18 protein-coding genes and 1 other annotated feature are annotated in these 23,436 nt (G+C 50.7%); of the genes, 5 read left to right on the top strand and 13 right to left on the bottom strand.

Going from position 1 to position 23,436, the window contains the following annotated elements; genetic code table 11:
• Nucleotides 1-37: 37 nt before the first annotated feature.
• The 4 genes from rocF to pruA form a co-directional block, all read right to left on the bottom strand.
• Nucleotides 38-943, bottom strand: a complete 906-nt coding sequence (gene rocF / locus FGB90_RS18580) for an arginase (RefSeq protein ID WP_138812354.1) — start codon at nucleotides 941-943, stop codon at nucleotides 38-40.
• 268 nt (nucleotides 944-1,211) lie between these two features.
• A complete protein-coding gene (locus FGB90_RS18575) occupies nucleotides 1,212-2,123 on the bottom strand; it encodes a proline dehydrogenase family protein (RefSeq protein ID WP_138812353.1) in 912 nt (303 codons plus the stop codon).
• Between the two features lie 319 nt (nucleotides 2,124-2,442).
• Nucleotides 2,443-3,639, bottom strand: a complete 1,197-nt coding sequence (locus FGB90_RS18570) for an ornithine--oxo-acid transaminase (protein ID WP_138812352.1) — start codon at nucleotides 3,637-3,639, stop codon at nucleotides 2,443-2,445.
• Nucleotides 3,640-4,054: 415 nt separating this feature from the next.
• Nucleotides 4,055-5,605, bottom strand: coding sequence for an L-glutamate gamma-semialdehyde dehydrogenase (gene pruA / locus FGB90_RS18565; RefSeq protein WP_138812351.1), 1,551 nt, complete (start codon nucleotides 5,603-5,605; stop codon nucleotides 4,055-4,057).
• Nucleotides 5,606-5,840: 235 nt separating this feature from the next.
• On the opposite strand from pruA, the gene FGB90_RS18560 reads away from it, so the two are divergent.
• Entirely contained in the window at nucleotides 5,841-7,265 is a 1,425-nt protein-coding gene (locus FGB90_RS18560) for a sigma-54 interaction domain-containing protein (RefSeq protein WP_246056262.1), read from the top strand.
• 320 nt (nucleotides 7,266-7,585) lie between these two features.
• On the opposite strand, the gene FGB90_RS18555 is transcribed toward FGB90_RS18560, so the two are convergent.
• From FGB90_RS18555 to FGB90_RS18540, 4 genes are all read right to left on the bottom strand, one after another.
• Complete coding sequence (locus tag FGB90_RS18555; protein WP_138812389.1) at nucleotides 7,586-9,289, bottom strand: ABC transporter ATP-binding protein; 1,704 nt, start codon at nucleotides 9,287-9,289, stop codon at nucleotides 7,586-7,588.
• Between the two features lie 324 nt (nucleotides 9,290-9,613).
• Nucleotides 9,614-11,047, bottom strand: a complete 1,434-nt coding sequence (locus FGB90_RS18550; protein WP_138812350.1) for a hypothetical protein — start codon at nucleotides 11,045-11,047, stop codon at nucleotides 9,614-9,616.
• 2 nt (nucleotides 11,048-11,049) lie between these two features.
• Complete coding sequence (gene sigX / locus FGB90_RS18545; protein ID WP_138812349.1) at nucleotides 11,050-11,583, bottom strand: RNA polymerase sigma factor SigX; 534 nt, start codon at nucleotides 11,581-11,583, stop codon at nucleotides 11,050-11,052.
• 433 nt (nucleotides 11,584-12,016) lie between these two features.
• Nucleotides 12,017-12,754: a glycerophosphodiester phosphodiesterase family protein gene (locus FGB90_RS18540; RefSeq protein WP_138812348.1), complete on the bottom strand. Its 738-nt coding sequence runs from the start codon at nucleotides 12,752-12,754 to the stop codon at nucleotides 12,017-12,019.
• A gap of 243 nt (nucleotides 12,755-12,997) precedes the next feature.
• On the opposite strand from FGB90_RS18540, the gene FGB90_RS18535 reads away from it, so the two are divergent.
• The 3 genes from FGB90_RS18535 (at nucleotide 12,998) to FGB90_RS18525 (ending at nucleotide 15,219) form a co-directional block, all read left to right on the top strand.
• Nucleotides 12,998-13,753 carry a GerMN domain-containing protein gene (locus tag FGB90_RS18535; RefSeq protein ID WP_138812347.1) on the top strand — a complete coding sequence of 252 codons (756 nt, stop codon included), beginning with the start codon at nucleotides 12,998-13,000 and terminating at the stop codon, nucleotides 13,751-13,753.
• A 93-nt stretch (nucleotides 13,754-13,846) separates the two neighbouring features.
• Nucleotides 13,847-14,413 carry a flavin reductase family protein gene (locus tag FGB90_RS18530; RefSeq protein ID WP_138812346.1) on the top strand — a complete coding sequence of 189 codons (567 nt, stop codon included), beginning with the start codon at nucleotides 13,847-13,849 and terminating at the stop codon, nucleotides 14,411-14,413.
• 194 nt (nucleotides 14,414-14,607) lie between these two features.
• On the top strand, nucleotides 14,608-15,219 hold the full coding sequence (locus FGB90_RS18525; protein WP_138812345.1) for a hypothetical protein: 612 nt from the start codon (nucleotides 14,608-14,610) through the stop codon (nucleotides 15,217-15,219).
• Nucleotides 15,220-15,389: 170 nt separating this feature from the next.
• On the opposite strand, the gene FGB90_RS18520 is transcribed toward FGB90_RS18525, so the two are convergent.
• The 4 genes from FGB90_RS18520 to argS all read right to left on the bottom strand — a co-directional run bounded on the left by FGB90_RS18520 (nucleotide 15,390) and on the right by argS (nucleotide 21,217).
• Nucleotides 15,390-15,749 (bottom strand): AbrB/MazE/SpoVT family DNA-binding domain-containing protein, encoded by a 360-nt coding sequence (locus tag FGB90_RS18520; protein WP_138812344.1) that lies wholly within the window; start codon nucleotides 15,747-15,749, stop codon nucleotides 15,390-15,392.
• 137 nt (nucleotides 15,750-15,886) lie between these two features.
• On the bottom strand, nucleotides 15,887-18,136 hold the full coding sequence (locus FGB90_RS18515) for a heavy metal translocating P-type ATPase (protein WP_138812343.1): 2,250 nt from the start codon (nucleotides 18,134-18,136) through the stop codon (nucleotides 15,887-15,889).
• 206 nt (nucleotides 18,137-18,342) lie between these two features.
• Complete coding sequence (locus FGB90_RS18510; RefSeq protein ID WP_138812342.1) at nucleotides 18,343-19,374, bottom strand: F510_1955 family glycosylhydrolase; 1,032 nt, start codon at nucleotides 19,372-19,374, stop codon at nucleotides 18,343-18,345.
• 166 nt (nucleotides 19,375-19,540) lie between these two features.
• Nucleotides 19,541-21,217, bottom strand: a complete 1,677-nt coding sequence (gene argS / locus FGB90_RS18505; protein WP_138812341.1) for an arginine--tRNA ligase — start codon at nucleotides 21,215-21,217, stop codon at nucleotides 19,541-19,543.
• A gap of 268 nt (nucleotides 21,218-21,485) precedes the next feature.
• Nucleotides 21,486-21,685 (bottom strand) — a binding site (T-box leader).
• 148 nt (nucleotides 21,686-21,833) lie between these two features.
• On the opposite strand from argS, the gene FGB90_RS18500 reads away from it, so the two are divergent.
• Nucleotides 21,834-22,739 carry a DUF2628 domain-containing protein gene (locus FGB90_RS18500; RefSeq protein WP_138812340.1) on the top strand — a complete coding sequence of 302 codons (906 nt, stop codon included), beginning with the start codon at nucleotides 21,834-21,836 and terminating at the stop codon, nucleotides 22,737-22,739.
• 267 nt (nucleotides 22,740-23,006) lie between these two features.
• Here the strand turns inward: FGB90_RS18500 and FGB90_RS18495 are convergent, their stop codons facing one another.
• The gene (locus FGB90_RS18495) at nucleotides 23,007-23,432 is read right to left on the bottom strand and encodes a DUF1801 domain-containing protein (RefSeq protein ID WP_138812339.1); all 426 of its coding nucleotides are present in this window, start codon (nucleotides 23,430-23,432) and stop codon (nucleotides 23,007-23,009) included.
• Nucleotides 23,433-23,436 lie beyond the last annotated feature (4 nt).

Raw genomic sequence — 23,436 nt, 5'->3', positions numbered from 1 at the left:
AAGGAGATACCGGCCGCCTGTGATAACCGCTGTATTATTATAGAAGTTTCTCGCCGAACAGGGAGCCGATCAGACCGACTGCGGCTTCAGCTGTCTGGTTTTTATCGTCAAGAATCGGGTTTACTTCCACAAACTCGGCACTGGTTACGATGTTGCGTTCAGCCAGCATTTCCATAGCCAGATGCGTTTCGCGGTAGCTTGTCCCGCCGATGACCGGAGTACCGACACCCGGGGCATCATGAGGATCAAGGGCATCCAGATCCAGGCTCAAATGAACACCATCAGTATTTTTGGAGACATGTTCGATCGCTTCCTCCATGACTTTTGTCATTCCCATACGGTCGATCTCGTGCATGGTAAAGACTTTAATGCCTTTTTCGCGAATCAGCTCACGCTCACCCTCATCCAGTGAACGGGCACCGACAAGAACGAGGTTCTCCGGTTTAATCTTCGGTGCGTAGCTGCCGATTTCAGTGAGTGAAGGGTGACCGATGCCGAGGCTTACGGCAAGCGGCATCCCGTGAATATTCCCGGACGGAGACGTTTCTCCCGTATTGAGATCGCCGTGTGCGTCGTACCAGATCACGCCGAGGTTGTCCGACTTGTTGGAAACACCTGCAAGAGTGCCGATCGCGATACTGTGGTCGCCGCCGAGAATAAGCGGGAACTCACCGTCGCCAAAAGATTTTGTAATTGTATCGGCCAGGGCCTGATTCGCTTTTACCACTTCGTTTAGATCCTTCAGATTCCCCTCTTCAACCACGTCAAATTTATCCGGACGGCCGATTTCAATATCCCCGCGGTCGTGTACTTCATATCCGATTTTTTCAAGACGTTCCACAACACCGGCATAGCGGATCGCACTCGGTCCCATATCCACGCCTCTTCGTCGCTGGCCAAGGTCCATCGGCACGCCGATAATCGATATACGTTTATTATTCATTTGAGACTGCACCTCACCTTTTGATGTCATTTCTGTACATGTTCTATCCCGAAAAAAACGATCTATCCGCCTTTCGGACGATCGCTTTTCCTGCGCCTTCTATAGTATTACGAAAGTTCATACCTTCACGCAAACGGGATTAATCAGGATAAAGACGGATCGCAACGCTCAATTACATGCTGACCTTTCCGAGCGTGCGCGATCCGCCTGTATGCAACCGGATACACCGGTTTACTTCTTGATTGTGGAGATTTATCTCCGTTAATGTCTACTTGGAGAAAAATCCTCTCAGGGCAAAAGTCACGTTCTGAGGGCGCTCGGCAAGGCGGCGCATAAAGTACCCGTACCAGTCTTCACCAAACGGGATATAGACGCGCATTTTATATCCTTCAGCAGCGATTTCCTTCTGCAGCTCTGAACGGAAACCGTACAGCATCTGGAATTCAAACTGGTCTCTCGGTATATTATTCTCCTCGGCAAACTTTTTAACCTCGGCAATAATATTATGATCGTGTGTAGCCACCGCTGCATAACTGCCGTTAAGCAGGTGCGTTTTTATGATATTCATATAGTTATTGTCGATATCCTCGGTCCGCTGGTGGGCAACCGTCGGACTTTCCTTGTATGCCCCTTTAATGAGACGGAGGTTCACACCTTTTAAGCTGCGCACATCTTTCTCGGCACGGAAAAGGTAGGCCTGAATGGCTGTTCCCACGTTATCATACTGTTCCCGGAGATCTGCCAGAAGGTCGAGTGTCGGCTGAAGATGTGAGTAATCCTCCATATCAATCCGGACAAAGTTGTTGAATTTCTTCGCTGTTTCCAGAATACGGACCATGTTATCACGGCAAAGATTGTAGTCCACATCCAGACCCAGCTGTGTGAGCTTCAGGGACAGGTTGCAGTTGACTCCTGTTTCGTCCATCGCTTCAAGTGTACGAATACAGTAGTCAGCCGATTCGATCGCCTCTTCACGGTTGTAGACAAATTCACCAAGATGATCGACAGTGCACACCAGCCCGTCCTCGTTCAGTTTGGCCGCCGTTTCCATCGCCTCTCGGATCGATTCCCCGGCAATCACCTGCTTGGCACCAAGTTTTGGGCCCCATTTCGTTGCTCTGTTCTTTATAAACTGATTCTGTGACAGAAACAGAAAGAAATTCCTTGTGATCATTTCCATTCTTGAACCTCCTTACCCTGCACGCTGTGCGCGCCTCGTTGTATTATCTTATTGGCTTTCCCGCCGGTGAAACACGGCAGAAGCCTTTGATGATGAAATTGCCTGTTGGAAAAGCGGCGTCTACGCCTTACGCTCGCATTCCTGCAGCAGATTGATTCTGAATAACGGTATTATTCAGACCGTCTACTCTTTCTTTTCACTATTTCACTAAAATTCAAACAACTAAGCGAAGTAATCTGTAAGCGCTTACTTAACCTTATATTACAGCCCGGCGGACTTTAGTCCGCCCGGGCCTTTATACATTACCTGGTGCTCCTTTTTACGATGCGGAAAGGACTTTGCGGATACGCTCAAGAGCCCACTCCAGATCTTCTTCCGAAATCACAAGCGGCGGGGCAAAGCGGATCACATTTTCGTGAGTTTCCTTACAGAGAAGACCAAGTTCCTTCAGTTCCTCACAGTAGGAACGGGCAGGTTCAGTCAGTTCCACTCCGATAAAAAGTCCTTTTCCGCGCACTTCTTTGATTTTCGGATTATCAATCTTTTTCAGTTCTCCCATGAAGTAGTTTCCAAGCTTCAGGGAGCGTTCCACCAGGTTTTCCTCTTCGATCACTTCAAGAGAGGCTACTGAAACAGCACTGGCAAGCGGATTTCCGCCGAAAGTGGAGCCATGGGAACCCGGTTCGAAGACTCCAAGTACATCGTCGTTGGCCGCCACAACACTGATCGGCATCACGCCTCCGCCGAGAGCTTTACCGAGAATGTACATATCAGGTTCAACGTTCTCCCAGTCGCAGGCGAACATTTTTCCGGTACGGGCAAGGCCTGCCTGGATTTCGTCGGCTACGTAAAGAACGTTATTTTCCTTACAGATGTCAAACGCCTCTTTCAGGAAGCCTTCCGGAGGAATATTGATTCCCGCTTCTCCCTGAATAGGTTCGAAAATAAAGGCGGCTGTGTTCGGTGTAATCGCTTCTTTCAGGGCCTGGGCATCACCGTAGGGGATCACTTTAATACCAGGAAGCATGGGCCCGAAATCGGACTTGTACTCATCGTTTGACGAGAGGGATACTGCAGTCATCGTGCGTCCGTGGAAGTTTTCCTCACAGACGATGATCTCGGCTTTGTCCGATTCCACGCCCTTCACGCGGTATGCCCAGCGGCGTACGGCTTTAACAGCCGTTTCAACTGCCTCTGCGCCTGTATTCATTGGAAGAATCATATTCTTTTTTGTAAGCGACGTTACTTTTTCATAAAATCGGCCAAGCTGATCGTTGTGAAAGGCACGGGAGGTTAGCGTAATCATATCGGCCTGATCCTTCAGGGCCTGAATGATTTTCGGATGCCTGTGCCCCTGGTTCAGTGCCGAGTAGGCGCTGAGCATGTCGATATAGCGGTTGCCTTCAGGATCTTCCACCCAGACGCCTTCCGCTTTGGAAATGACGATCGGAAGCGGATGATAGTTTTTTGCACCGTATTTTTCCGTCAGGCCGATAATTTCCTCTGTTTTTGCCATTTAACTGCCTCCTTTTAAAGGTCTCTTTAGCCCAAAAGGGGGGTGCCCCAGATATACTGCGTGTCTGGACACCCCGGCCTTTCTGTATTGATCTGCACGCCGATTGAGGTTCAGATCGCTGCACTGCGGACAAGCCGGACACCACGTCCGCCGCACCGTTATGCTTTTGCTTCTCTTTCTCTCAATTCGGCTGAACTATTACTGCTGCTTTAAAAGCGATTAAGATTGACTTCAGTCATTTCGCTGCAATAGTAATTATAAGAAGATTCCATCCTTAAAATATGGAGCGGAAGGCGGCGACTCCGGCGGGAAAAGCAAGAGCCGAAGACCCCGCAGGGCGCTTTTCCCGAGGAGGCTGAGGCCTTGCCCGCGGAAAGCGTCCGCCTGCAGCGAAACAAATCACCGTAAACTCTTATTAAAACTGGTCTGTTACGGTTTTCGGCTGCAGGAAGTGAAGCAGATAGTCAGGTCCGCCTGCTTTTGAGTCGGTACCGGACATGTTGAATCCGCCAAACGGCTGGTAACCTACGATTGCAGCTGTACAGCCGCGGTTGAAGTAAAGGTTTCCTACATGGAAGTCCTCACGCGCCTGCTCAAGACGGGCACGGTTGTTGGAAATCACAGCACCTGTAAGACCGTAGTCGGTGTTGTTTGCGATTTCAAGAGCATGATCGAAGTCTTTTGCTTTTGTGAACGCTACAACCGGTCCGAAGATTTCCTCCTGCATCAGGCGTGCTTTTGGATCTACATCCGCAACGATTGTCGGCTGAACGAAGTATCCTTCAGATGCATCGCCTTCGCCGCCTGTCATGAGGCGTCCTTCTTCTTTTCCGATTTCAACGTACTTCATCACTTTGTCAAAGGCCGCCTTATCGTTTACAGGACCCATGAAGTTGGAGTTATCGTTGAACGTTGCGCCAACAGTAAGCTCTTTTGTTTTTTCAACAGAACGCTCAAGCACTTCGTCGTAAACATCTTCATGAATAACCGCGCGGGAACATGCAGAACACTTCTGTCCTGAGAAGCCGAACGCCGACATAACGATGGATTCGGCAGCAAGCTCAAGGTCTGCTTCCTTGTCCACAACGATTGTGTCTTTTCCGCCCATCTCGGCGATTACGCGCTTAAGCCACTTCTGGCCTTCCTGTACTTTTGCTGCGCGCTCGTAAATGCGGACACCAACGTCACGGGAGCCTGTGAAGTTCACAAAGCGCGTGCGCGGGTTGTCAACGAGGAAGTCACCGATTTCGGAGCCGCTTCCAGGAATGTAGTTCACTACCCCTGCAGGCATGCCCGCTTCTTCGAGTACTTCCATAAATTTATATGCAATTACCGGAGTCGTACTTGCCGGCTTGAGAAGGATGGTGTTACCTGCCACCATCGGGCCGACAACCGTTCCTGCCATGATCGCAAATGCGAAGTTCCATGGGGAGATTGTGACACCGACACCGAGCGGGATATATCTGAACTGGTTGTCTTCAATATCACGGGAGTTGATTGGCATGCCGTCCTTCAGGCGAAGAATCTGGCGTGCATAGTACTCAAGGAAGTCAATCGCTTCTGCTGTATCAGCATCTGCTTCCTTCCATGGCTTCCCGGCTTCATACACAAGGTAAGCTGAGAATTCATGCTTACGTCGGCGAATCATAGCCGCTGCACGAAACAGAACATTGGCACGGGACTCCACTTTCCACTTTTTCCATGTTTCAAAAGTTTCGTCTGCAATCTTGTGTGCTTTTTCAGCATGTTCACGAGTTGCTTTTGAAACGTAACCAACAACCTCTTTATGGTTGGCCGGGTTTTCGGAAACGAACTTGTCATCAGTCATGACGCGCTCGCCGCCAATAATTAACGGATATTCCTTGCCGAGTTCACCGCCGACAAATTTCAGCGCTGCTTCCATTTCTTTGCGGTTTTCCTCAACTGTGAAATCCGTGAATGGTTCGTGTGTGTAAGGTACTACCATGGATCAATCCACTCCTTTTAAAAAAGATTCAAACCTTTTCGGTTACGCTTATCTATAGTTGCAAGATTCGTGCCAATCCGAAAACCCTTACATGACTGAGTGTTCAGTCTTCGAAAGTGCAAAATCACATGGCACTGACAAAATATTTTGCATATTTTGCGCAAAATGTGTTTGCGCCTCCAAAAGAGGGAAAGGTAAAATAAAAGACAGAAGTCTGAACGGACGGGGGAAAACTATGGCAGCCAAAGAACGGATGTTACCAAAGCTCGATCACATTTATCACCAGCTTCTCGATGCGGTGGATGCAGGCATACATATTGTAGATCACGAAGGCATTTCGATTGTTTATAACCGGAAGATGAGTGAAATCGAGGATATGGACAAAGTTGACGTACTGCACAGGCGGATTATGGACATTTTTATGTTCGCAGACGAGGAGGAAAGCCGACTCATGCTTGCTCTTCGCAACGGGGATGTGCGGAAGAACGCCAAACAGACTTACTTTAATTACAAGGGCCAGGAGATTACGACGATTAATGATACATTTCCTCTTCGGAGTGACGGGGGCGAAATCATCGGTGCTGTGGAAATTGCGAAGGACATTACCCGTCTGGAGCGGCTCACACGGGAGAACGCCCGTGAAAAACCCGATGCAAAATTTACGTTCGACCAGATCATCGGCAAAAGCCTCCCCTTCCTTGAAGTGATTGAAAACGCAAAGCGGGCGACACGAACCACCTCATCTGTTCTGATCACCGGCGAAACCGGGACGGGAAAAGAACTGTTTGCCCAGAGTATTCATAATGGAAGCGAGCGCTCATCCAAGCCGTTTATCAGCCAGAACTGCGCAGCGCTACCCGATACGCTTATCGAGAGCATCCTTTTCGGTACGGTAAAAGGTGCGTTTACGGGCGCCTCCGAGCACCCGGGACTGTTTGAGCAGGCTGACGGCGGCACACTTATGCTCGATGAGATCAATTCACTCAGTGCACCGCTCCAGGCGAAACTGCTGCGGGCGATACAGGAGAAAACGATACGGCGGATCGGCGATACGAAAGACCGCCCGGTTGATGTCCGGATTCTTGCAACAGTAAACGAGGATCCTCTCGTTTCCATGAATAACAACCACCTGCGGGAAGACCTTTACTACCGTCTGAGCGTAGTTTCCATTGTCATTCCGCCTCTCCGGAAGCGAAAAGATGACCTCCCCCGTCTTGTGGAGCACTTTACGGCAAAGTACAATCACCGCTTTCAGCTTGCTGTACCCGGTGTATCACAGGGAGTGATGGAGCTGTTTGCCGAATACGACTGGCCGGGGAACGTCAGGGAACTTGAGCACATGATTGAAGGTGCGATGAACATGATTTCCTACGACGAGGAAATCGATTTTTCCCACCTGCCCCCTCATGTCCGGCACAAGTTCCCTCTATACGCCACCTACTCCTTCACCCCTTCGGCTCCTGCACCCGGAGCGGGACAGGGGGAGAAAAAAACAAACAGAACGCTCCAGTCATTTATGGAAGAGGCAGAGCGCGCCTATATAGAAGAAATCCTGGAACAGTGCGAACATAACGTTACCCAGGCAGCTAAAGAACTGGGTATCAGCCGCCAGAGTCTGCAGTATCGGCTGAAGAAGTATGAGATAAACAAACACCAATAGGTGCAGTGAGGCTGGGACAGAAGTGTTTTTACGGTTCAAAATCCGAACGATCCATATGTGATGCAGGTTAATTGCTCCTGAAATATTCGCCGCTTGTCAGCTTTTTGTCCGGATACTAATCTAAACACTTTACTTATGTCCCAGCCTTTATATTTGGACGTTTATCCGCCTCAAGCAGCAACAGCGATTTTACCTACAGCTTTGAGGACTTAGTTTCCCTTTTGGCGGGCTTAATCAAAACTTTAACGGACTTAATGCCTTTTCAGCCCCTCAGCCCCCTCAACCTCTACACTTCTTCTCCTCCAAACCCACGCTGCGCTCTAACCCTCATCTCCATTACCTGCTGCAAACTGCTGAGAAGCAAGGCGCCGGTACAGAGGATTGGATTCCAGAAGTTCGGCGTGCGTGCCGGTCCCTGTAATTCTGCCTTTTTCCATGACGATAATCTGATCGGCTCCGAGCACCGTGGACAGCCGGTGGGCAATGACGATCGTCGTCCGCCCCTCCATTACATTGTCGAGTGCTTCCTGAATTTTCCGCTCCGATTCACTGTCGAGGCTGGATGTGGCTTCATCGAGCATAAGCAGGGACGGGTTCCTGAGAATCGCACGGGCAATCGCAACCCGCTGGCGCTGACCGCCGCTCAGTTTGATTCCCCGCTCCCCTACTTCGGTTTCGTAACTGTCCGGGAGCTCCGATACAAAATCATGAACGTTTGCGAGACGACCGGCATGCTCAAGCTCCGGGTCTGTCACTTCCCTGTTCACACCGTACGTCATATTCTCCCGGATACTCCCTGCCATAAGAGGACTTTCCTGGGACACGTAGCCGATCTGCTGCCGCCAGTCCTTCAGATGAATTTCCCGGACAGGCACACCGCCAAGATAAAACGCCCCTTCCGACGGTTCATAAAACCGTTCAACAAGGGAAAACAGCGTCGTCTTTCCGCTTCCACTCGGGCCGACAATGGCAGTCACCCGATTACGGGGAACAGTGAAACTTACGTCCCGCAGCACCGGATCTCCACTGCCATATTGGAAGGCGATATGCTCAGCTGTAAGGTCGCCGCTGCTGGGCTTCCGCTCACGTTCGTATTCCTCTTCCTTCATATTGTACAGCGCGCTGATCCGCTCTGTAGCCCCCATTGCTTTCTGCACCTCTGCAAAGAACGAGGCAAAACGGCTTACCGGAATGATGATCATGAACAGATAAAGAATAAAAGCGACCAGCTGGCCCGCAGTTATAGCGCCTGCCGCTACGCGGACACCACCGTAACCGATAATAAATACGAGAACCCCCATCATGGCGAGTGTAATCAGAGGATTAAGAACGGCAAATACCCGGGCCTCTTTCAGACCGAAACGGAACAGGCCGCTCACACGCTCATGTCCCGAAGCTGTTTCCCTCTCCTCGGCACTGTACGCCTTTACAAGTCTGATTTCCGAGAGAACCTGAGTAAGGACCGTTGTAAAATTCGCCATCTCCTTCTGAATCGACTTCGACACTCTGTACATTTTCCTGCCGAGGGGGATGATAATAAACAGCATCACTGGGACGACTGCCAGCATAACAAGGGTCATCTGCCAGTCCAGAACGAGCAGAATCGCTACAGCCCCGACGATGGAAATTACACCGGTCACCGCTGTCACGAGATGTCGTGTAATCAGGCCTTTGACAATATTCGTATCGTTTGTAATTCTGCTGATCGTCTCCCCTGTCCGGTTCGAATCGTAGTAGGATACCGGCAGGCGGAGCACCCTTCTCCACAGCTTAAGGCGAAGCTCTCTTACGACATGTTCCCCCACATAGGTAAGGAGGTAAATCGAGAAGCCTGTCGCAACGGCCTGGAGAACAAACAGGCTGATAAAGAGGACAATCAATCCCGGCTCGAGTGCTGCTTCCGCCAGCTGATCCACTACGCTCTGGGTAAAAAGGGGAATCACAAGGCCCACCCCGGTCTCGATCAGGCTCAGAATCACCGCCGCGAAAACGATCCATTTCGGCGGCTTTGTACTCTTCACCATTTCCCAGAACACGCGGAACGATATTTTTTCAGAACCTGCTCTATCTGTGTCGTTTTTCAGACTCACGTTTATTCACACCCTATCGACATCATCATTTCCCGGGAAACACCCTTCGACTGTATGCCGGAAAGGCTGTCGCATAACAAAGGATTCCGGATAATTTCCCGAATGCAGGAAGGAAATTCCGTTTCGTTCGTCAACTGCTATTCAGTATAGCAGGAATATACAGCAAAAGAGAAATTCCGCTCCATTCGTCATCCTCACCTGTCAGCGCTTCAGAAAAAGACCCCGGAGCTTCATTACCGGGGCCTGAAAAATTCTTATCTATTCCATTCCGTTATACATTGTTTCCGGTCGAAGTGGTTTGCCGATCGCCACGGGGTGAGTATCTCCGTCACGTGAAACCTCTTCTGCACCGTCACCTTCAAACAGGACAAAATCAAGGTCGAAGTCTGCCGCTGTAAAAAGGATGGCACGAAGCATTCTGTACTGCTCCGCATTCACTTCCTCAAACGTCAGGCTATCTGCGAAACTGACTGTGGCGCCCTCATCATGAAGGTCAACTTCCTCAATCAGCGGCTCTTCGTTTTCCATCCGGTCACCTGGGAATGGGGAGCGGAAGGAGCTGCTTTCGCTTTCGTATGCCTGCATCCATTCAAGAACGGCTTCAAAGTTTTCTGCTCCGGGCTGTTCAGTCTGTACCTGAGAAGCGTGGACAAACAGTGTTTCTTCTCCTGTTTCAAAGAGAAGATAGCCGTTTCGAACCGCTTCTTCACGGATGTTCCATTCTGCTCCGTACTGTCCAAATGCAAATCCGTCTTCCTCTTCACCCTTGACTTCCACACGGTCATATCCGAGTGAAGCGAAAACTTCGTCCAGACCCTGCCGGTAGTAGATGGACTCGGTTGATGAAAGGGCAAGATAGCGCTCTTCCTCCGCCTCTTCAAACGTCAGCTGAACCGTCCCCTCTTCTGAAAGAGCGATATCGGTGAGGCCCGGAAGGAAGAGTCTGTTTTCTTCATCGGAAGCAGTAAGTCTCTCCAGAAGGAGTTCATCAAGTCCCTCTTCGGGATCCATGGTTTCGTGCTTCAGCGCTACAACAAACTCTTCCTCGTCTGTTGTGTACACGTATGGTACCGGCACGGAAACCATCTCTTCATCCGCTTCGGGAACTTCAAGCTCTGCTGTACGTATTTCTTCGTCGCTTCCGTTTTCCTCCGATTCACCATTTCCTGCCGGATCATCGGCTTCCTCAGATGTCTCTTCTTCCTCTTCTTCTGTCCCGGCAATTTCAATGCTCTCTTCACCGTTTTCATTGCCGGTCCCAGTGTCTGACTCTCCTGCAGTGTCTGAGTCTCCTGCAGTGTCTGAATCTCCAGCAGAGCCTCCATCATGTCCGATGCCATCTTCTCCTGCAGAGTCATCATTATTTTCAGCGAACTGCTCAACTGAACCGGACTCCGTTCCGTCTCCGGCAGTGCTGTCCTGTGATGAATCAAGTGTCAGTGTGTCATTCTGGTCCGTGAGCAGCGACGGAACAATAAGAACGAGCAGAAAGAGAGCGGCAGCACTTGCCATAACCGGAAACAGCCATGCGGGCTTCTGTTTCTTTCCGCTTCTCAGCTGAGGCGGCTCTTCCTGGGCACGTTTTTCAATCTTCGCAAAAAGGTCGTCTTTTGACTGCCTGTCTTTTATGGGAGGGAGGTCGTGCAGTGTATCTTCAATTTCCCGGTCATTCCATCGTGACTTTTTGGTCATCCTCATCCCTCCTTTTCTGCAATTTCGGTTTCAAGGTGTTTTTTAAGCGCTTTCACCGCTCTGTGCTGCGTCGTCTTTACTTTGCTTTCGGTCCAGTCGAGAACCGCAGCGGTTTCCTGGATCGACATGGACTGGATATAGCGAAGAATCAGCACCTGCTTCTGGTCCTCAGTACACTTTTCCATCATCCGGTACACGTGCTGAACATCGTCATTCTGCTCGACAATCTCGTCAGGAAGCGGAGAAGGATCCCTCATTTCAAAGGCCCGCTCCGACAGTTCATACTGTTTCCCGAGCCATTTTCGCTTCTTTCGGTTCTGACTTCGCATCCAGTCGATAGCGACATGCTTGGCAATCGAGTAGAGCCACGTTTTCTCCGAGCTCTTCCCTTCAAAGCCTTTATATGAATGAAGTACTTTAATGTACACTTCCTGCACTAATTCTTCTGCTGTTTCACGGTTTCTAACCATATAAAACAGGTACTGGAACAGGGCCTGATGATACGTTTCATACAGGCGTTCGAACTCCTCCCGCACAGTTTTCCCTCCCTGTCACTTAAATTTGTCGAGAACCGACCTGAATAGTTACATCTTTTTTTAGATTTACTGTTACCTTTTAAGTTCTTCATCCGCCCTGGTGATGCAGGCAGCTTTTAAAGTAAACACAGGCAGGCTTTTACTGGGTAAGGAATACCCAGACCCAGTACAGTGATCCGCCGATAAAGCCCAGAATCAGCAGGAGTATGGCTAATTTAATATTCTGTCCGCGCACGTGCTTGTCCACCTTCCTCATAATCTGTCCGTTTATTATATCAAACGATGACATCCGGGGAATAGCGTAACATAGAGTGATGATGCTGTACGCGTTACTTTTTGTGAAATAATGTAGTGCTCAAGGAATTTTCCGCTCTGCCCTTTACGTAAAAGAAACCTGCCCGGTTCAGCTCATCCAGGCAGGTTCCTACTCTGATTATTTTCCTTTTCTTATATCGACTGCAGAACGGGGATCATCCGTCATCACGGCTGTAACACCCTGTTTCAGGAAGTAAGCCAGCCAGTCGGGATCGTTCACTGTATACAGCCTGAGAGCAAGCCCCCTGCCGATGATGGCCTCTGCCGTCTGTTCATCAATCATCGGATAGTAAACGTGAAGACCGCTGAAATGGTTTTGAACGGCGTACTTTTCCGCGTCAATTATAGTACCGCCGATAAGTGCTGCCCGTTCGGTATCCGGCGAAAGTCTCTCAAGCACTTTAAGAGCCAGATGATCAAAGCTCGAATAGATCACCTTTTTGGAAACCCCGCATTTCCGCACAAGCTGTTCAACGGCTTCCGCCAGCTCCTGCCGGTCCCATGCAGGGCACTTCAGTTCAATATTCAGCTTGAGTGGTGTGGAGCTGATCCACTCAAGCACCTCGAGTAAAGACGGCACCCGCTCCTCTGAAAAAGCCGGTGAAAACCAGGACCCGGCCGAGTACTGCCGGATTTCATCCATTGTATGGCTGCGGACAAGTCCCGTGCCTGTGGTTGTCCGGTCAAGTACATGATCGTGGATTACAGCCACCTGTCCATCTCCAGTGAGCTGGACGTCGAGCTCAATTCCATCTGCCCCATCTGCCTGTGCACCATAAAAGGCAGCCATAGTATTTTCCGGACACCTTGCCGACGAACCTCTGTGGGCAAAAATTTCAGAATGTCTGTGACTCAATGGGGCCCTCTCCTTTCATCAGGTAAGTGAGTATGTAAAAGTATACGCTTTACTTCCTCCCTCCTTTACTGTATTTCTTTTTTCCCTTATTGCTAATCCCTAAAATACGCCCAGGCCTTTCGACACCCGCCCCCTCCTTTCGACTCATTCTGGATGAAAAACCTGCTAATCCTGTAACCTATTTCTTCTGTAACCGTCTAACGAGAAAGCAGACAAAATTTTCTTCGAAAGAAGGGGTCAACTATGAAAAAAGCAAAATGGCTATTTGTTACACTGAGCACAGCACTCGTACTGTCTGCATGCGGCCAGGGAGACAACGGGGAAGATACGCCGGCATCTGCAGACGAGGATGTTACTGAAGAGCAGACCGAAGGCGATGAGAACACAGAGCAGGATGACGAAGAGCTCGGTGATGAAGAACTGGATGATGAAGAAAATGACGAAGATGAAGAGGTTTCTGACGATGAGGAGGCCGAAGAAGACGGCCAGGAAGAGGAAACCGAAGAATCTTTAGAGGAAGAGGATAGCAGTGAGGGCGAAGGCTCTGACAGCAGTGAAGGTGAAGAAGCCGCTGTTCTGGAAGGTGTGGACTACTACTTCAGCGACGACCAGCTGATGGAGACATACCGTGTTTCCACGGACGAAACGGTTACACATAATGAAGAGGGAGCAAAACAGGTACTGGAGGGCTGGATCAACGGACCGGAACACAGCGGTCTTACTGGTCTGTTTCACGGAGCTGACGTGACTGTTCAGTCTGTAACTTTTGAGGGCGATACTGCCTTTGTTTCTTTTTCATCCGAAGTGTTTGAACTGAACCTCGGTTCGTCAGGAGAGCTGATGTTCTATGAACAGCTTGCCATGCATATGAGCCAATTCGGCTACGATAAAACCCAGCTTCAGGTTGACGGTGAAGTTCCGGAAGAATTCCTTGGCCACCTCGATGTAAGTGAGCCGTTTACAGCCGGAGATGCCGCTGACTACGACGTTTTCAACTGATGACTGGCTGCGATGGATAGAGCGCCGCGCTTCCAACCCGGGAGCGCGGCTTTTATAATAGAGTCAGACCGATCTGGAAAGGACGTTTTGACTATGCTTACAAGTACGGAAAAGACCGTCATGCACAGCTATCCGGGCCTCGTTGCTCTCGTTACTGCCCGCTCCGGCAGCACGCAGAATATTATGGCCGCCGGCTGGCACTCCTATATTTCCTTCGATCCTCCGATATATGGAGTAGCTGTAGCCGAAGAGCGTTTCACCCACCACCTGATCAAGGAATCCGGCAGCTTTGCCATCAATTTTGTACCTGCCGAGTTTGCTCGATATATCGACGGTGCCGGTAAGGAAACCGGAGCGGACGGGGACAAATTCGAACGCCTCGGGATCGGCTGGAAAACCGGCGAAACAGTAAATGCACCGATACTGACCGACGCCTACGTGGCGTATGAATGCCGTGTACGTGATGTTAACCGCTATGGAGACCATGACTGGATTGTGGGAGATATGACCCGTTTTCACCGGGATGAAGATGTATTCGGATCTGACCGCCTCCCGGACTTCGAAAAGGTAAACCTCCCCCTCTATCTCGGCCGGTCAAAATACCTCGTCGCCGACCACAGTACCACAACGGTGGAAATGCCCTACAAGCGGGAAAAATAAGACTGTTTTCGGATGGATTGCTTCAATTCAAAATAGACTTTACAAAAAGAATGAAATAACGATAAAAAGCGCTAACGGGCACTTTCCGCAGCGTTTTTTCCGTTCTGTACAGGCTCCTCTTCTATTTCCCCCTTCAAATGAATATGCCAGTAGGAGGACAGGTTTTATTCAATATATAAAGGAGGCGCGGGTATATGTGGTCCATTGCTCTTACTGCTGTTATTTCTGTATTTTTTATCATGACTGCAATTAAAACCGAAAAAGCCGTTACACAGATGGAAAAAATGATGACTGTAATGGCCCTCTCCATGCTTGCAGGACTTACTGCCGGAGTGACCGCCGGTGGTCTCCACCATGGGGAGTTCGCATCCTCCCTTTTATACGGAATCTCAGCAGGGACACTGACCGGTACCGCAGCCGGGCTCCCGTTCAAAGGGCTTGCAGTAACGGAAGGCGCATTTACCGGGGGCATGGCAGGTATGATGGGGGCAATGACCGCTGAAATGCTGTCCCGTGGGGCAGCATCTGCCGCTATCCTTGTATCCCTTCTTCTTACAGGAGCAGCCTTTCTCTGGACCTGCCAGTGGCTGGAAAGCAGACAACAGCTGAAGGAGAGGGCAAGTAAAAACGCAGAAAAAGCCGGCCGGAACTTTTCCTTTCCCCGGCTGGCATTGAGCTGTATTTTCCTTGCTGCTGTTTTTACGGTCTACCTGCTGTTTCCGCTGCTTCCCTCCCATGAGACGGAGAGCGGAAACACTGGTCACGAGCACAGCCTGGACGAATCGGGCAGAACTGTATTGTCCTAAAACAGTTATGTAAAATCTCTGCCGCACATGCTGCGCACCGCTTCCCAAAACCGATGCTCCCCGGCTGCACCTGCGGGGAGCGGGCCCCGAAGCCCCCGCATTCGGACAGCCTCCTTAAAAGCAGATCCAACCAAAAAAATATTCCTCCCTGCACCGTACGACTGCTCCGCCTATACCCCTCTAATGATAGGTTTTAACAGCAGCTCGCAGGGTTCTGAAGGATCCTCTCCCATGTAAATCTCAAAGGTGGCACCCGGAGACAGGTGCAGGTAATCCCTGATCTCCTTCGGAAGATAAAATGAACCGTTTTCATTCAGGTGGCTCTGAATATCCAGTGTTTCATCAATTGTTTTAGTCGAGACGAGTACCTGTTCATGGTCGATGAGGAGAATCACTTTACTATGGGATTCAAGTTCCAGCTGCTCCCGGAGCTTCTTGGGCACTGTTACGGAAAAGGCCTTGTTCATCCGGCACACCAGGTTGGTATTCACCCAATCCTGTGATGTCAGATCACGTGCGTTTGCTCCCATGGCCGTATCCCTCCTTATCCGTCCTTTACCCGCTCAGGTATTCTTAAACCTTCTGCAGAAAGAAAAAAGGTACCGGATAAAGGAACTGCTCCCTTTACCGGTACCTCGCAGTAAAATCAGATTTATATAACCTGAAATCAGGCTGGCTCTGCCTCCAGCGTTTTAAACCTCTTCAGGCGAAGGGTGTTCAGGACGACGGATACAGAGCTGAACGCCATGGCTGCCCCGGCAAGCATCGGGTTAAGGAGGAGCCCGAAAAACGGATAAAGCAGTCCTGCAGCAACCGGAATGAGAATAATGTTGTAGCCGAATGCCCAGCCGAGGTTCTGCCAGATCATTCTCATTGTGGACCTGGAGAGCCTGAGCGCTGTGACGACGCTCATCATATCTCCCCGCATAAGCGTAATGTTCGCTGTTTCCATCGCCACGTCAGTTCCCGTTCCTACTGCAATACTGATATCAGCCTGGGCAAGGGCAGGTGCATCGTTGATTCCATCCCCTACCATAGCCACCCGCCGGCCGTCTTTCTGGAGTTTTTTCACGTACCCCGCTTTGTCTTCCGGCAGAACTTCCGCTTCAAACTGCGTGATCCCTGCTTCACGGGCAATCGCTTCGGCAGTCTGCCTGTTATCGCCCGTGAGCATGACAACCTCAATTCCAAGATCCTTCATGGCTTTTACCGAGCGGGCTGCATCCGGTTTCAGGCGGTCTGCGACAGCCACAATTCCCGCAATGTGCCCGTCTGCCGCAATATACATCGGCGTTTTCCCCTGTGCAGCAAGGGATGAAGCTGCAGCGTCCATGCCGGACAGGTCGATGCCGCGCTCGCGCATAAGCTTCTCGTTACCCGCCAGACAGTCACGGCCATTCCAGCGCGCTTCAATGCCGTGTCCGGTAATGGAATTGAATGACTCCGGCTCTGACAGAGAAAGTGACTTTTCCTTTGCTCCTCTTACAACAGCTTCGCCAAGTGGATGCTCGGAGGCTGTTTCGATGGATGCTGCCATTGTGAGCAGTTCGGTTTCATCGTAACGCTCCGCTGCCACGATGTCAGTCAGAGCCGGTTTACCTTCTGTAATTGTGCCTGTTTTATCTAGAACGACAGTGTTCACTTTGTGAGCCTGCTCAAGACTGGAGGCATCTTTAATAAGGACGCCGTGATCTGCCCCTTTCTCCGTTCCGACCATAATGGCCGTCGGTGTGGCAAGGCCGAGAGCACACGGACAGGCAATAATAAGAATCGCAATGAACGTGGTCAGGGCAAAGATAAACGACGGATCGGGTCCAAATACAAGCCAGACGAGAAAGCTTACAGTGGCAATGGCCACTACGGCAGGAACGAAGTAGGCACTGATGACATCCACCATCCGCTGAATCGGCGCCTTCGAGCCCTGGGCTTCATTTACCATTCTGATAATCTGGGAAAGTGTCGTATCTTTCCCCACTTTCGATGCCCTGAACGTAAAACTTCCCGTTTTGTTAATTGTAGCTCCGATCACCTGATCGTCTGTCCCTTTGGAGACAGGAATCGATTCTCCGGTGAGCATCGATTCATCCACAGATGATGTTCCCTTGACGATCACACCGTCCACAGGAACCCTCTCTCCCGGACGGACAACGATATGGTCCCCTTCCTTAACGTCATCGACAGGGATTTCACGCTCTTCCCCATCTCGGACGACGCGGGCGGTTTTTGCCTGCAGATTCATGAGCTTTTTAATGGCGGTGGAAGTTTCCCCTTTAGCCTTCGCTTCAAAATAACGGCCGAGAAGAATGAGTGTCGTAATGACTGTCGTCACATCGTAGTAAAGCTGGTACGGAAACCCCGCCCCGGTCAGGAAGCCCGGAAAAAGTGTCATTGCAGCTGAGTAGAGCCACGCCGAGGTCGTACCCATTGCAACAAGAACGTTCATATCAGCAGATTTACTCCGGAGAACTTTGTAGCTGTTTTTATAAAAACGCCACCCGGGTACGAGCTGCACGTAGGTGGTGAGAATCAGCAGGAAGAACGGGTTGCTCATCCACCCTGGTACCCACGTCCCCCACGTGTGCATCATGTGGGGGATACTCCCGATCAGGACGATGGCTGTTACAGCTGCCGCGAACGTAAAATCCCTGAACAGCTTTTTCGATTCGGCCGCCTGTTTTTTTGAGAGATCCTCTTCCTTTTCATCGCTGAGCGGCTTTGCACCGAATCCGATCTTTTCCACAGATGCGATGATCTCCCCAATCCTTTCCTCCGAAAGATCCCCGGTGACCTGGGCCTGGTGAGTTGCCAGGTTCACATTCACCGATTCTACGCCGTCCACTTTCGATATCTTCTTTTCAACCCTGTTCACACAGGATGCGCAGTGCATCCCCTCTATTCCAAACCGCTGCTTTGCCATAAGCGGAACCTCCTGTTTTTTTACTGCTGTAGTTACCCTCAATATACCTCATAGGGGTATATGAATCAAGGGTGAAGTTTCCGCAAGCGGCGAAGAGGAAAGGGACAGACTCCCTGCTCTGCCATCGGGAAATCCCAAGTCAAAACCTCACCGCAATCTGAAAAAACACACAGCCACTCCAGACTGTGTGTTCAGAAAAAATTAAATTAATGTTCATCCCCGTGTACGCCGCCGCCTTCAATAATCTGCTTCCACTCGGCACCGCTGTCCTCACTCAGAAAACCGTCGCCCATGAAGGTCGTAACAGCTATTTCCTCGCGATACTCAGGGTTAACGGCAATGTACTGAATGCCGTCCTGCTCGTCGATTTCAGGCATGTTCAGTTCTGTCACTTCTTCGCCGTCAAGCTGGACAAGACGGACTTCACCGTCCCAGACTGCTGCATACACCTGTTCCTCGTGAAACACAGCACTCATGACCGGCAGATCCACTGTTGTCTGTTCAAACGTATTCCCATAATCCTCCGAGAGAAAAAGTCCTTCCGCTGTACCGACAGCAAGCGTACTCTCTTCTACAGGATGCACGGCAACTGAGTAATCCGGGTATCCTCCCTGATCGTAATTGGCTTCGGGCAGGCCGTCACCTTCCGCTTTTTCCCACGACTCTGCGTCGTCCAGCGTATAATAAAGACCTGTTTCCTCAAGTCGGTCGCTCGGAGCCGGGTTATAGACGTAAACCGCATTGGAGTAATAGCCCGTACCTTTTACATGGAAATCTGTTTCCCCGAGAAGATCAAGGGATTCCAGCGTCTTTCCTCCATCGGTGCTTTTCACGAGACCGATCGGATCCACATCAAAGCTTGACGCTTCCCCCGGGTGACCGCTGGTGTAAAAACCTGATTCTACAGCGTTGAAGCCCATGTAGTCATTTTTCTCCTCGGCAGTTTCGTACCAGGAACCGTCATCGTAAATCGCCAGTCCGTGATGAGTGGCCACATAAAGCAGCCCATCGTTCCCTGCGTACCCGAGTCCGTGAATATGGGTCATCTGGAGTTCGTCGTTGTGGACGTAAAATTCGTCACCGTCCAGATCGACCGCTTCCTCCTGAGAGGCATCCCCGTTTTCTTCAGGATCGGCTTCCCCGTTCGCGGCCCCGTTTTCAGGAGCGTCTTCGTTCTGACAGGCAGCCGCTGCAACTGCCAGTGCAAAAGAGAGACCAAACCATGCTGTTTTTTTCATTTATGTTACCCCCTGGCGGTATTAATTCATAGAGTCTACTTTCTAATATAAAGCCGGGAGGCCCGGCTTTCAAGAAGGGTTTGTGACATCTTTATAACATTCATTCAGATGAGTATACCTTTCAGGCAGTGAACCTCTGGTCCCGCGAAGCTGAACGCCGGCAGCCCTACATCCGGTCAGGCGCTTTAACCCCGAGAAGACCGAGACCTTCTTTCAGGACATCCGTAACCGCTTTTACGAGAGCGAGTCTCGCCTGAAGCTGGTCGTCGTCTTCAAGAATGCGTACCTTCCCGTAGTACGAATTAAACGCTGAGGAAAGTCCTAGCACATATTTGGCAATGACAGACGGTTCATACTGGGACCACGCCCGTTCCACTGCGGAAGGAAATGCAAGAAGTTCCTTTACAACCGCCCATGCTTCATCACCGTCGAGAGCACCCGGATCAGGATCCGCTTCCGCCCGCTCCAGAAGCGTCATGGCACGGGCATGGGTATACTGCACGTAAGGCCCCGTTTCCCCTTCAAAAGTGAGCATGTGTTCGAGGTTAAATTCGACGCTGTTGATCCGCTCATTTTTCAGGTCATGAAACACAACAGCACCTGTACCTACATCCATCGCTACTTCCTCCCGGTTTTCAAGGGACGGATTCTTTTCGACAATATTCCTCTCTGCTCTCCCTATCGCATCACGCAGGACATCCTCAAGCAGGACGATCTTTCCTTTACGGGTGGACATCTTTTTTCCTCCCTGAAGGATCAGCCCGAACGGGACATGGACAAGATCGTCTGTCCAGTTATACCCCATCCTGCCAAGGACCGTTTTCACCTGGGAAAAATGCAGCTGCTGCTCGGCTCCGACCACGTAGACACACTTGTGGAAATCAAACTGCTTTTTCCGGTAAATCGCTGCCGCCAGGTCACGGGTGGCGTAAAGCGTCGTACCGTCTTTTTTCTTAATCAGACACGGCGGTTCATCTTCACCGGTCTCCACCACCATGGCACCGTCTGACTCCACAAGCAGATTCTTTTCTTCCAGCTCAGCTGCTACAGGCGCCATCTTATCGTTATAGAATGACTCCCCCTGCATATGATCAAACTCAATACCAAGGAGATCGTAAACTTTGCTGAACTCCTTGAGTGATTCCTCCTTGAACCAGTTCCAGAGCTTGACCGCCTCAACATCCTGGTCCTCGAGCTTTTTAAACCACGCCCGTGCTTCATCATCCAGCTCGGGAGCTTTTTCCGCTTCTTCGTGGTACCGCACATAGTAGCGCATCAGGGCCGGAATCGGGTTTTCCCGGACTTCCGCTTCGGACCCCCACCGGGTATAAGCGCACATGAGCTTCCCGAACTGCGTCCCCCAGTCACCAAGGTGATTGATCTTTACGGCGTTGTATCCGTTCTTTTCTGCGATACCGGCAAGGGACCGTCCGATGATTGTCGAGCGCAGATGCCCCATTGAAAACGGCTTGGCAATGTTAGGTGAGGAAAAATCAAACACGACGTTCTTCTCTTTTCGAAGCCCGTCCCCGAATTTAGGCCCGAGTACTTCGAGCTGCCTGAGAGCTTCCGTGCTTACTTCTTTACGGTTAAAGAAAATGTTCACATAGGGACCGGCCGCTTCCGCCCGTTCAATAAGCGGATCCGAAAGCTTCCCCGCCACATCAGCGGAAATTACGTTTGGAGCCTGCTTTCTGACGGAGGCAAGTCTGAAACAGGGAAACGCCAGATCTCCGTGTGCTTCGTGCTTCGGAAATTCAATCAGTGCCTCGACTTCCTTTTCGCTCAGGTCTTCCTTCAGTACGTTAAACAGTGCTTTCGTATAAACTGCTTTCAGATTCATCTGATCAGTCTCCCTTTCCTGTCTGGCTCTCTTCTTTTATACCAGTCGCTGGAGGCGAACGTTTTCCGGGTTCAGGCCGGAAAAGTACCCTGCAGGCGGACGCTTTCCGCGGGCATCGCTTCAGCCTCCTCGGGAAAAACGCCCTGCGGGGTCTTCAGCTTATGCTATTCCCGCTGGAGTCGCCGCCTTTCGCTGCATCATTAATTTGGTTAATAACAACAATGTATACGAACACAGCATTACAAAAAAACAGACACCCGTCTCCTTTTACAGAGACGGGTGTCTGCCCGCGGTGCCACTCTATTTGTACAACGACCACTCTTACGGATAACGGGGTGAATAACCCCGGCTGCCGGCTCAGACAGCGTCCTCGGAAATGCGGTTCACCGGAAGGGTTCCGCCGGGCTTACACCATCCCCGGCTCGCTGAAGGCTTCCTTCCGGCTACTCTTTTCGTCAGCGGAATTCGTATCATATCTTTTCTGTATCATACCCCGTTAAGAAAAAAATGACAAGGCCGTTCAGGACAGCAGCCGGAACCCGTGCGCATACCAGGTCGGACGTGGTAAACTGAGAAAGGGAAATTTGAGGTTCCCTGATACGAAAGGAGCTCCGCAATGAACGACCGAACCCTTAAATCACTGTTAAAAAAAGAAGACAGGCGCATCAGCCGGATTATTGGATCAAACGATACATATTACAAAGACAAGTGGCAGACCCACAGCCAGCCTGAACGTTATGCCGGCCTCAACACAGCGGCTCTGCTCGTGTCCCCGTTCTGGTTTGCCTACCGGCGGATGTATGGCTGGATGACGCTTTACTTTACAATACTTGTCCTGTTTACAACAGCTGCTTCCTTTTTCCCTTACATCCAGTACACAACCGGGATTACCGCACCACTGGAGCTGATTGGTTTCATCGTCATTCTCACGGTTCTTCACCTGCTTTCCGGTCTGAAAGGGAATGCCCTTTACGGAACAAAAGTAAGAAAAGCTGCGGAAGCCGAACGGGCACAGAAGCCTGACCGTGCACAGGTGCCTTTATTTTCCCAGACCGGGGCCAGCTGGATTTCAGCCGTTTTTGCCCCCGCGGTGGTAATCGTGTTTGCCGTATACCCATGGACCCTTCTTGCCGAGTGGGAATACTCCCCCGGCCTTCCGGAAGGTGCCTTTGTATACATGGATGAATTGAACACCCCGGACGCCCCGTGGGAAATCGAAGAAGAACCCGTTTTTCAGCTGTTCAGCTCGGGACTCGTTCTCTACTATGAAAATGGGGACCCGATCGGCACTGACGGCATCCATGTGGAGCTTTACCGGGTCGGTGAAGGAGAGCGTGAGCTCGTCTACGAGCGGTCCGACACGTTCTTCCGCTCAAGCAGCATAAATATCCCCCTCCTGGATACAGGCGACCACAACCTGTCATCAGGGGAATACGAAGTTGACGTGTATGTAGGAGATGAACTTCAGGACACTGCCTCCTTCAGGCTCGTCTCCCCTCATGAAAATATCGAAACCCAGTAAACTGAGAGGCTGGAACACAAGGAAAGTGTTTAGATTATTAGCCGAACAAAAAGCTGACCAGCGGATGAAATATTCGCCGACTCCTGCGGGAGGAAAAGCGCAGGTGAGACCCCGCAGTGCGAAGCACGCGGAGGCTCATCCGCTTCCCGCGGAAAGCGGCGAATATTTCAGGAGCGATTTACCTGCTCCGCATATTGATTGTTTGGATTTTCGTCTGGAAAACACTTCTGTCTCAGCCTCTTTCTACTAAGGAAAAACTGCAGAGCATCACCGCTCCGGATACGTTTCCTTTAGCCAGGAAACCGACCGTCGGATCATTTCCACCAGCACCTCTTCATCTACATCCTCCAGCTTATTGATGTACACACATGCCTTCCCTGCTTTATGCTTTCCGAGCTTATCGAGAAACTTCTCCCGCTCCGGATCGCCGGTTGCCATATACAGACTGAACCTGGTCTTTTTCGGTGAAAATCCGGTTAAGGGCGCCTGTCCCTCATGACCGGAAACATATTTATAGTTATAGGAGCCGAAGCCGATTATTCCCGCCCCCCACATCTTCGCCTCATAACCCGTGGTTTCCGAAAACAGATCGAGAAGCCGGTAGGCATCGGCTTTTTTCCTCTCACTTTCCACCAGCTCAATACATGCAAAAACATCCCCGTCGTTCTGCTTCGTCTTCAGTTCATAGCCCATCCGC

It is taken from the genome of Alteribacter natronophilus (assembly GCF_006007885.1).
Taxonomy (GTDB): domain Bacteria; phylum Bacillota; class Bacilli; order Bacillales; family Salisediminibacteriaceae; genus Alteribacter; species Alteribacter natronophilus.
Note: the sequence above shows the minus strand (reverse complement) of the source record. Positions and strands in the feature narration are given on the sequence as shown.

Coding starts and splice junctions, on each gene's coding strand:
- FGB90_RS18555 (WP_138812389.1), bottom strand. CDS start 9,289: ATGGTGAAGAGTACAAAGCCGCCGAAATGGATCGTTTTCGCGGCGGTG.
- FGB90_RS18550 (WP_138812350.1), bottom strand. CDS start 11,047: ATGACCAAAAAGTCACGATGGAATGACCGGGAAATTGAAGATACACTG.
- pruA (WP_138812351.1), bottom strand. CDS start 5,605: ATGGTAGTACCTTACACACACGAACCATTCACGGATTTCACAGTTGAG.
- argS (WP_138812341.1), bottom strand. CDS start 21,217: ATGAATCTGAAAGCAGTTTATACGAAAGCACTGTTTAACGTACTGAAG.
- FGB90_RS18510 (WP_138812342.1), bottom strand. CDS start 19,374: ATGAAAAAAACAGCATGGTTTGGTCTCTCTTTTGCACTGGCAGTTGCA.
- FGB90_RS18530 (WP_138812346.1), top strand. CDS start 13,847: ATGCTTACAAGTACGGAAAAGACCGTCATGCACAGCTATCCGGGCCTC.
- FGB90_RS18570 (WP_138812352.1), bottom strand. CDS start 3,639: ATGGCAAAAACAGAGGAAATTATCGGCCTGACGGAAAAATACGGTGCA.
- FGB90_RS18560 (WP_246056262.1), top strand. CDS start 5,841: ATGGCAGCCAAAGAACGGATGTTACCAAAGCTCGATCACATTTATCAC.
- FGB90_RS18525 (WP_138812345.1), top strand. CDS start 14,608: ATGTGGTCCATTGCTCTTACTGCTGTTATTTCTGTATTTTTTATCATG.
- FGB90_RS18515 (WP_138812343.1), bottom strand. CDS start 18,136: ATGGCAAAGCAGCGGTTTGGAATAGAGGGGATGCACTGCGCATCCTGT.
- rocF (WP_138812354.1), bottom strand. CDS start 943: ATGAATAATAAACGTATATCGATTATCGGCGTGCCGATGGACCTTGGC.
- FGB90_RS18575 (WP_138812353.1), bottom strand. CDS start 2,123: ATGGAAATGATCACAAGGAATTTCTTTCTGTTTCTGTCACAGAATCAG.
- FGB90_RS18495 (WP_138812339.1), bottom strand. CDS start 23,432: ATGGGCTATGAACTGAAGACGAAGCAGAACGACGGGGATGTTTTTGCA.
- FGB90_RS18500 (WP_138812340.1), top strand. CDS start 21,834: ATGAACGACCGAACCCTTAAATCACTGTTAAAAAAAGAAGACAGGCGC.
- FGB90_RS18520 (WP_138812344.1), bottom strand. CDS start 15,749: ATGGGAGCAAACGCACGTGATCTGACATCACAGGATTGGGTGAATACC.
- FGB90_RS18535 (WP_138812347.1), top strand. CDS start 12,998: ATGAAAAAAGCAAAATGGCTATTTGTTACACTGAGCACAGCACTCGTA.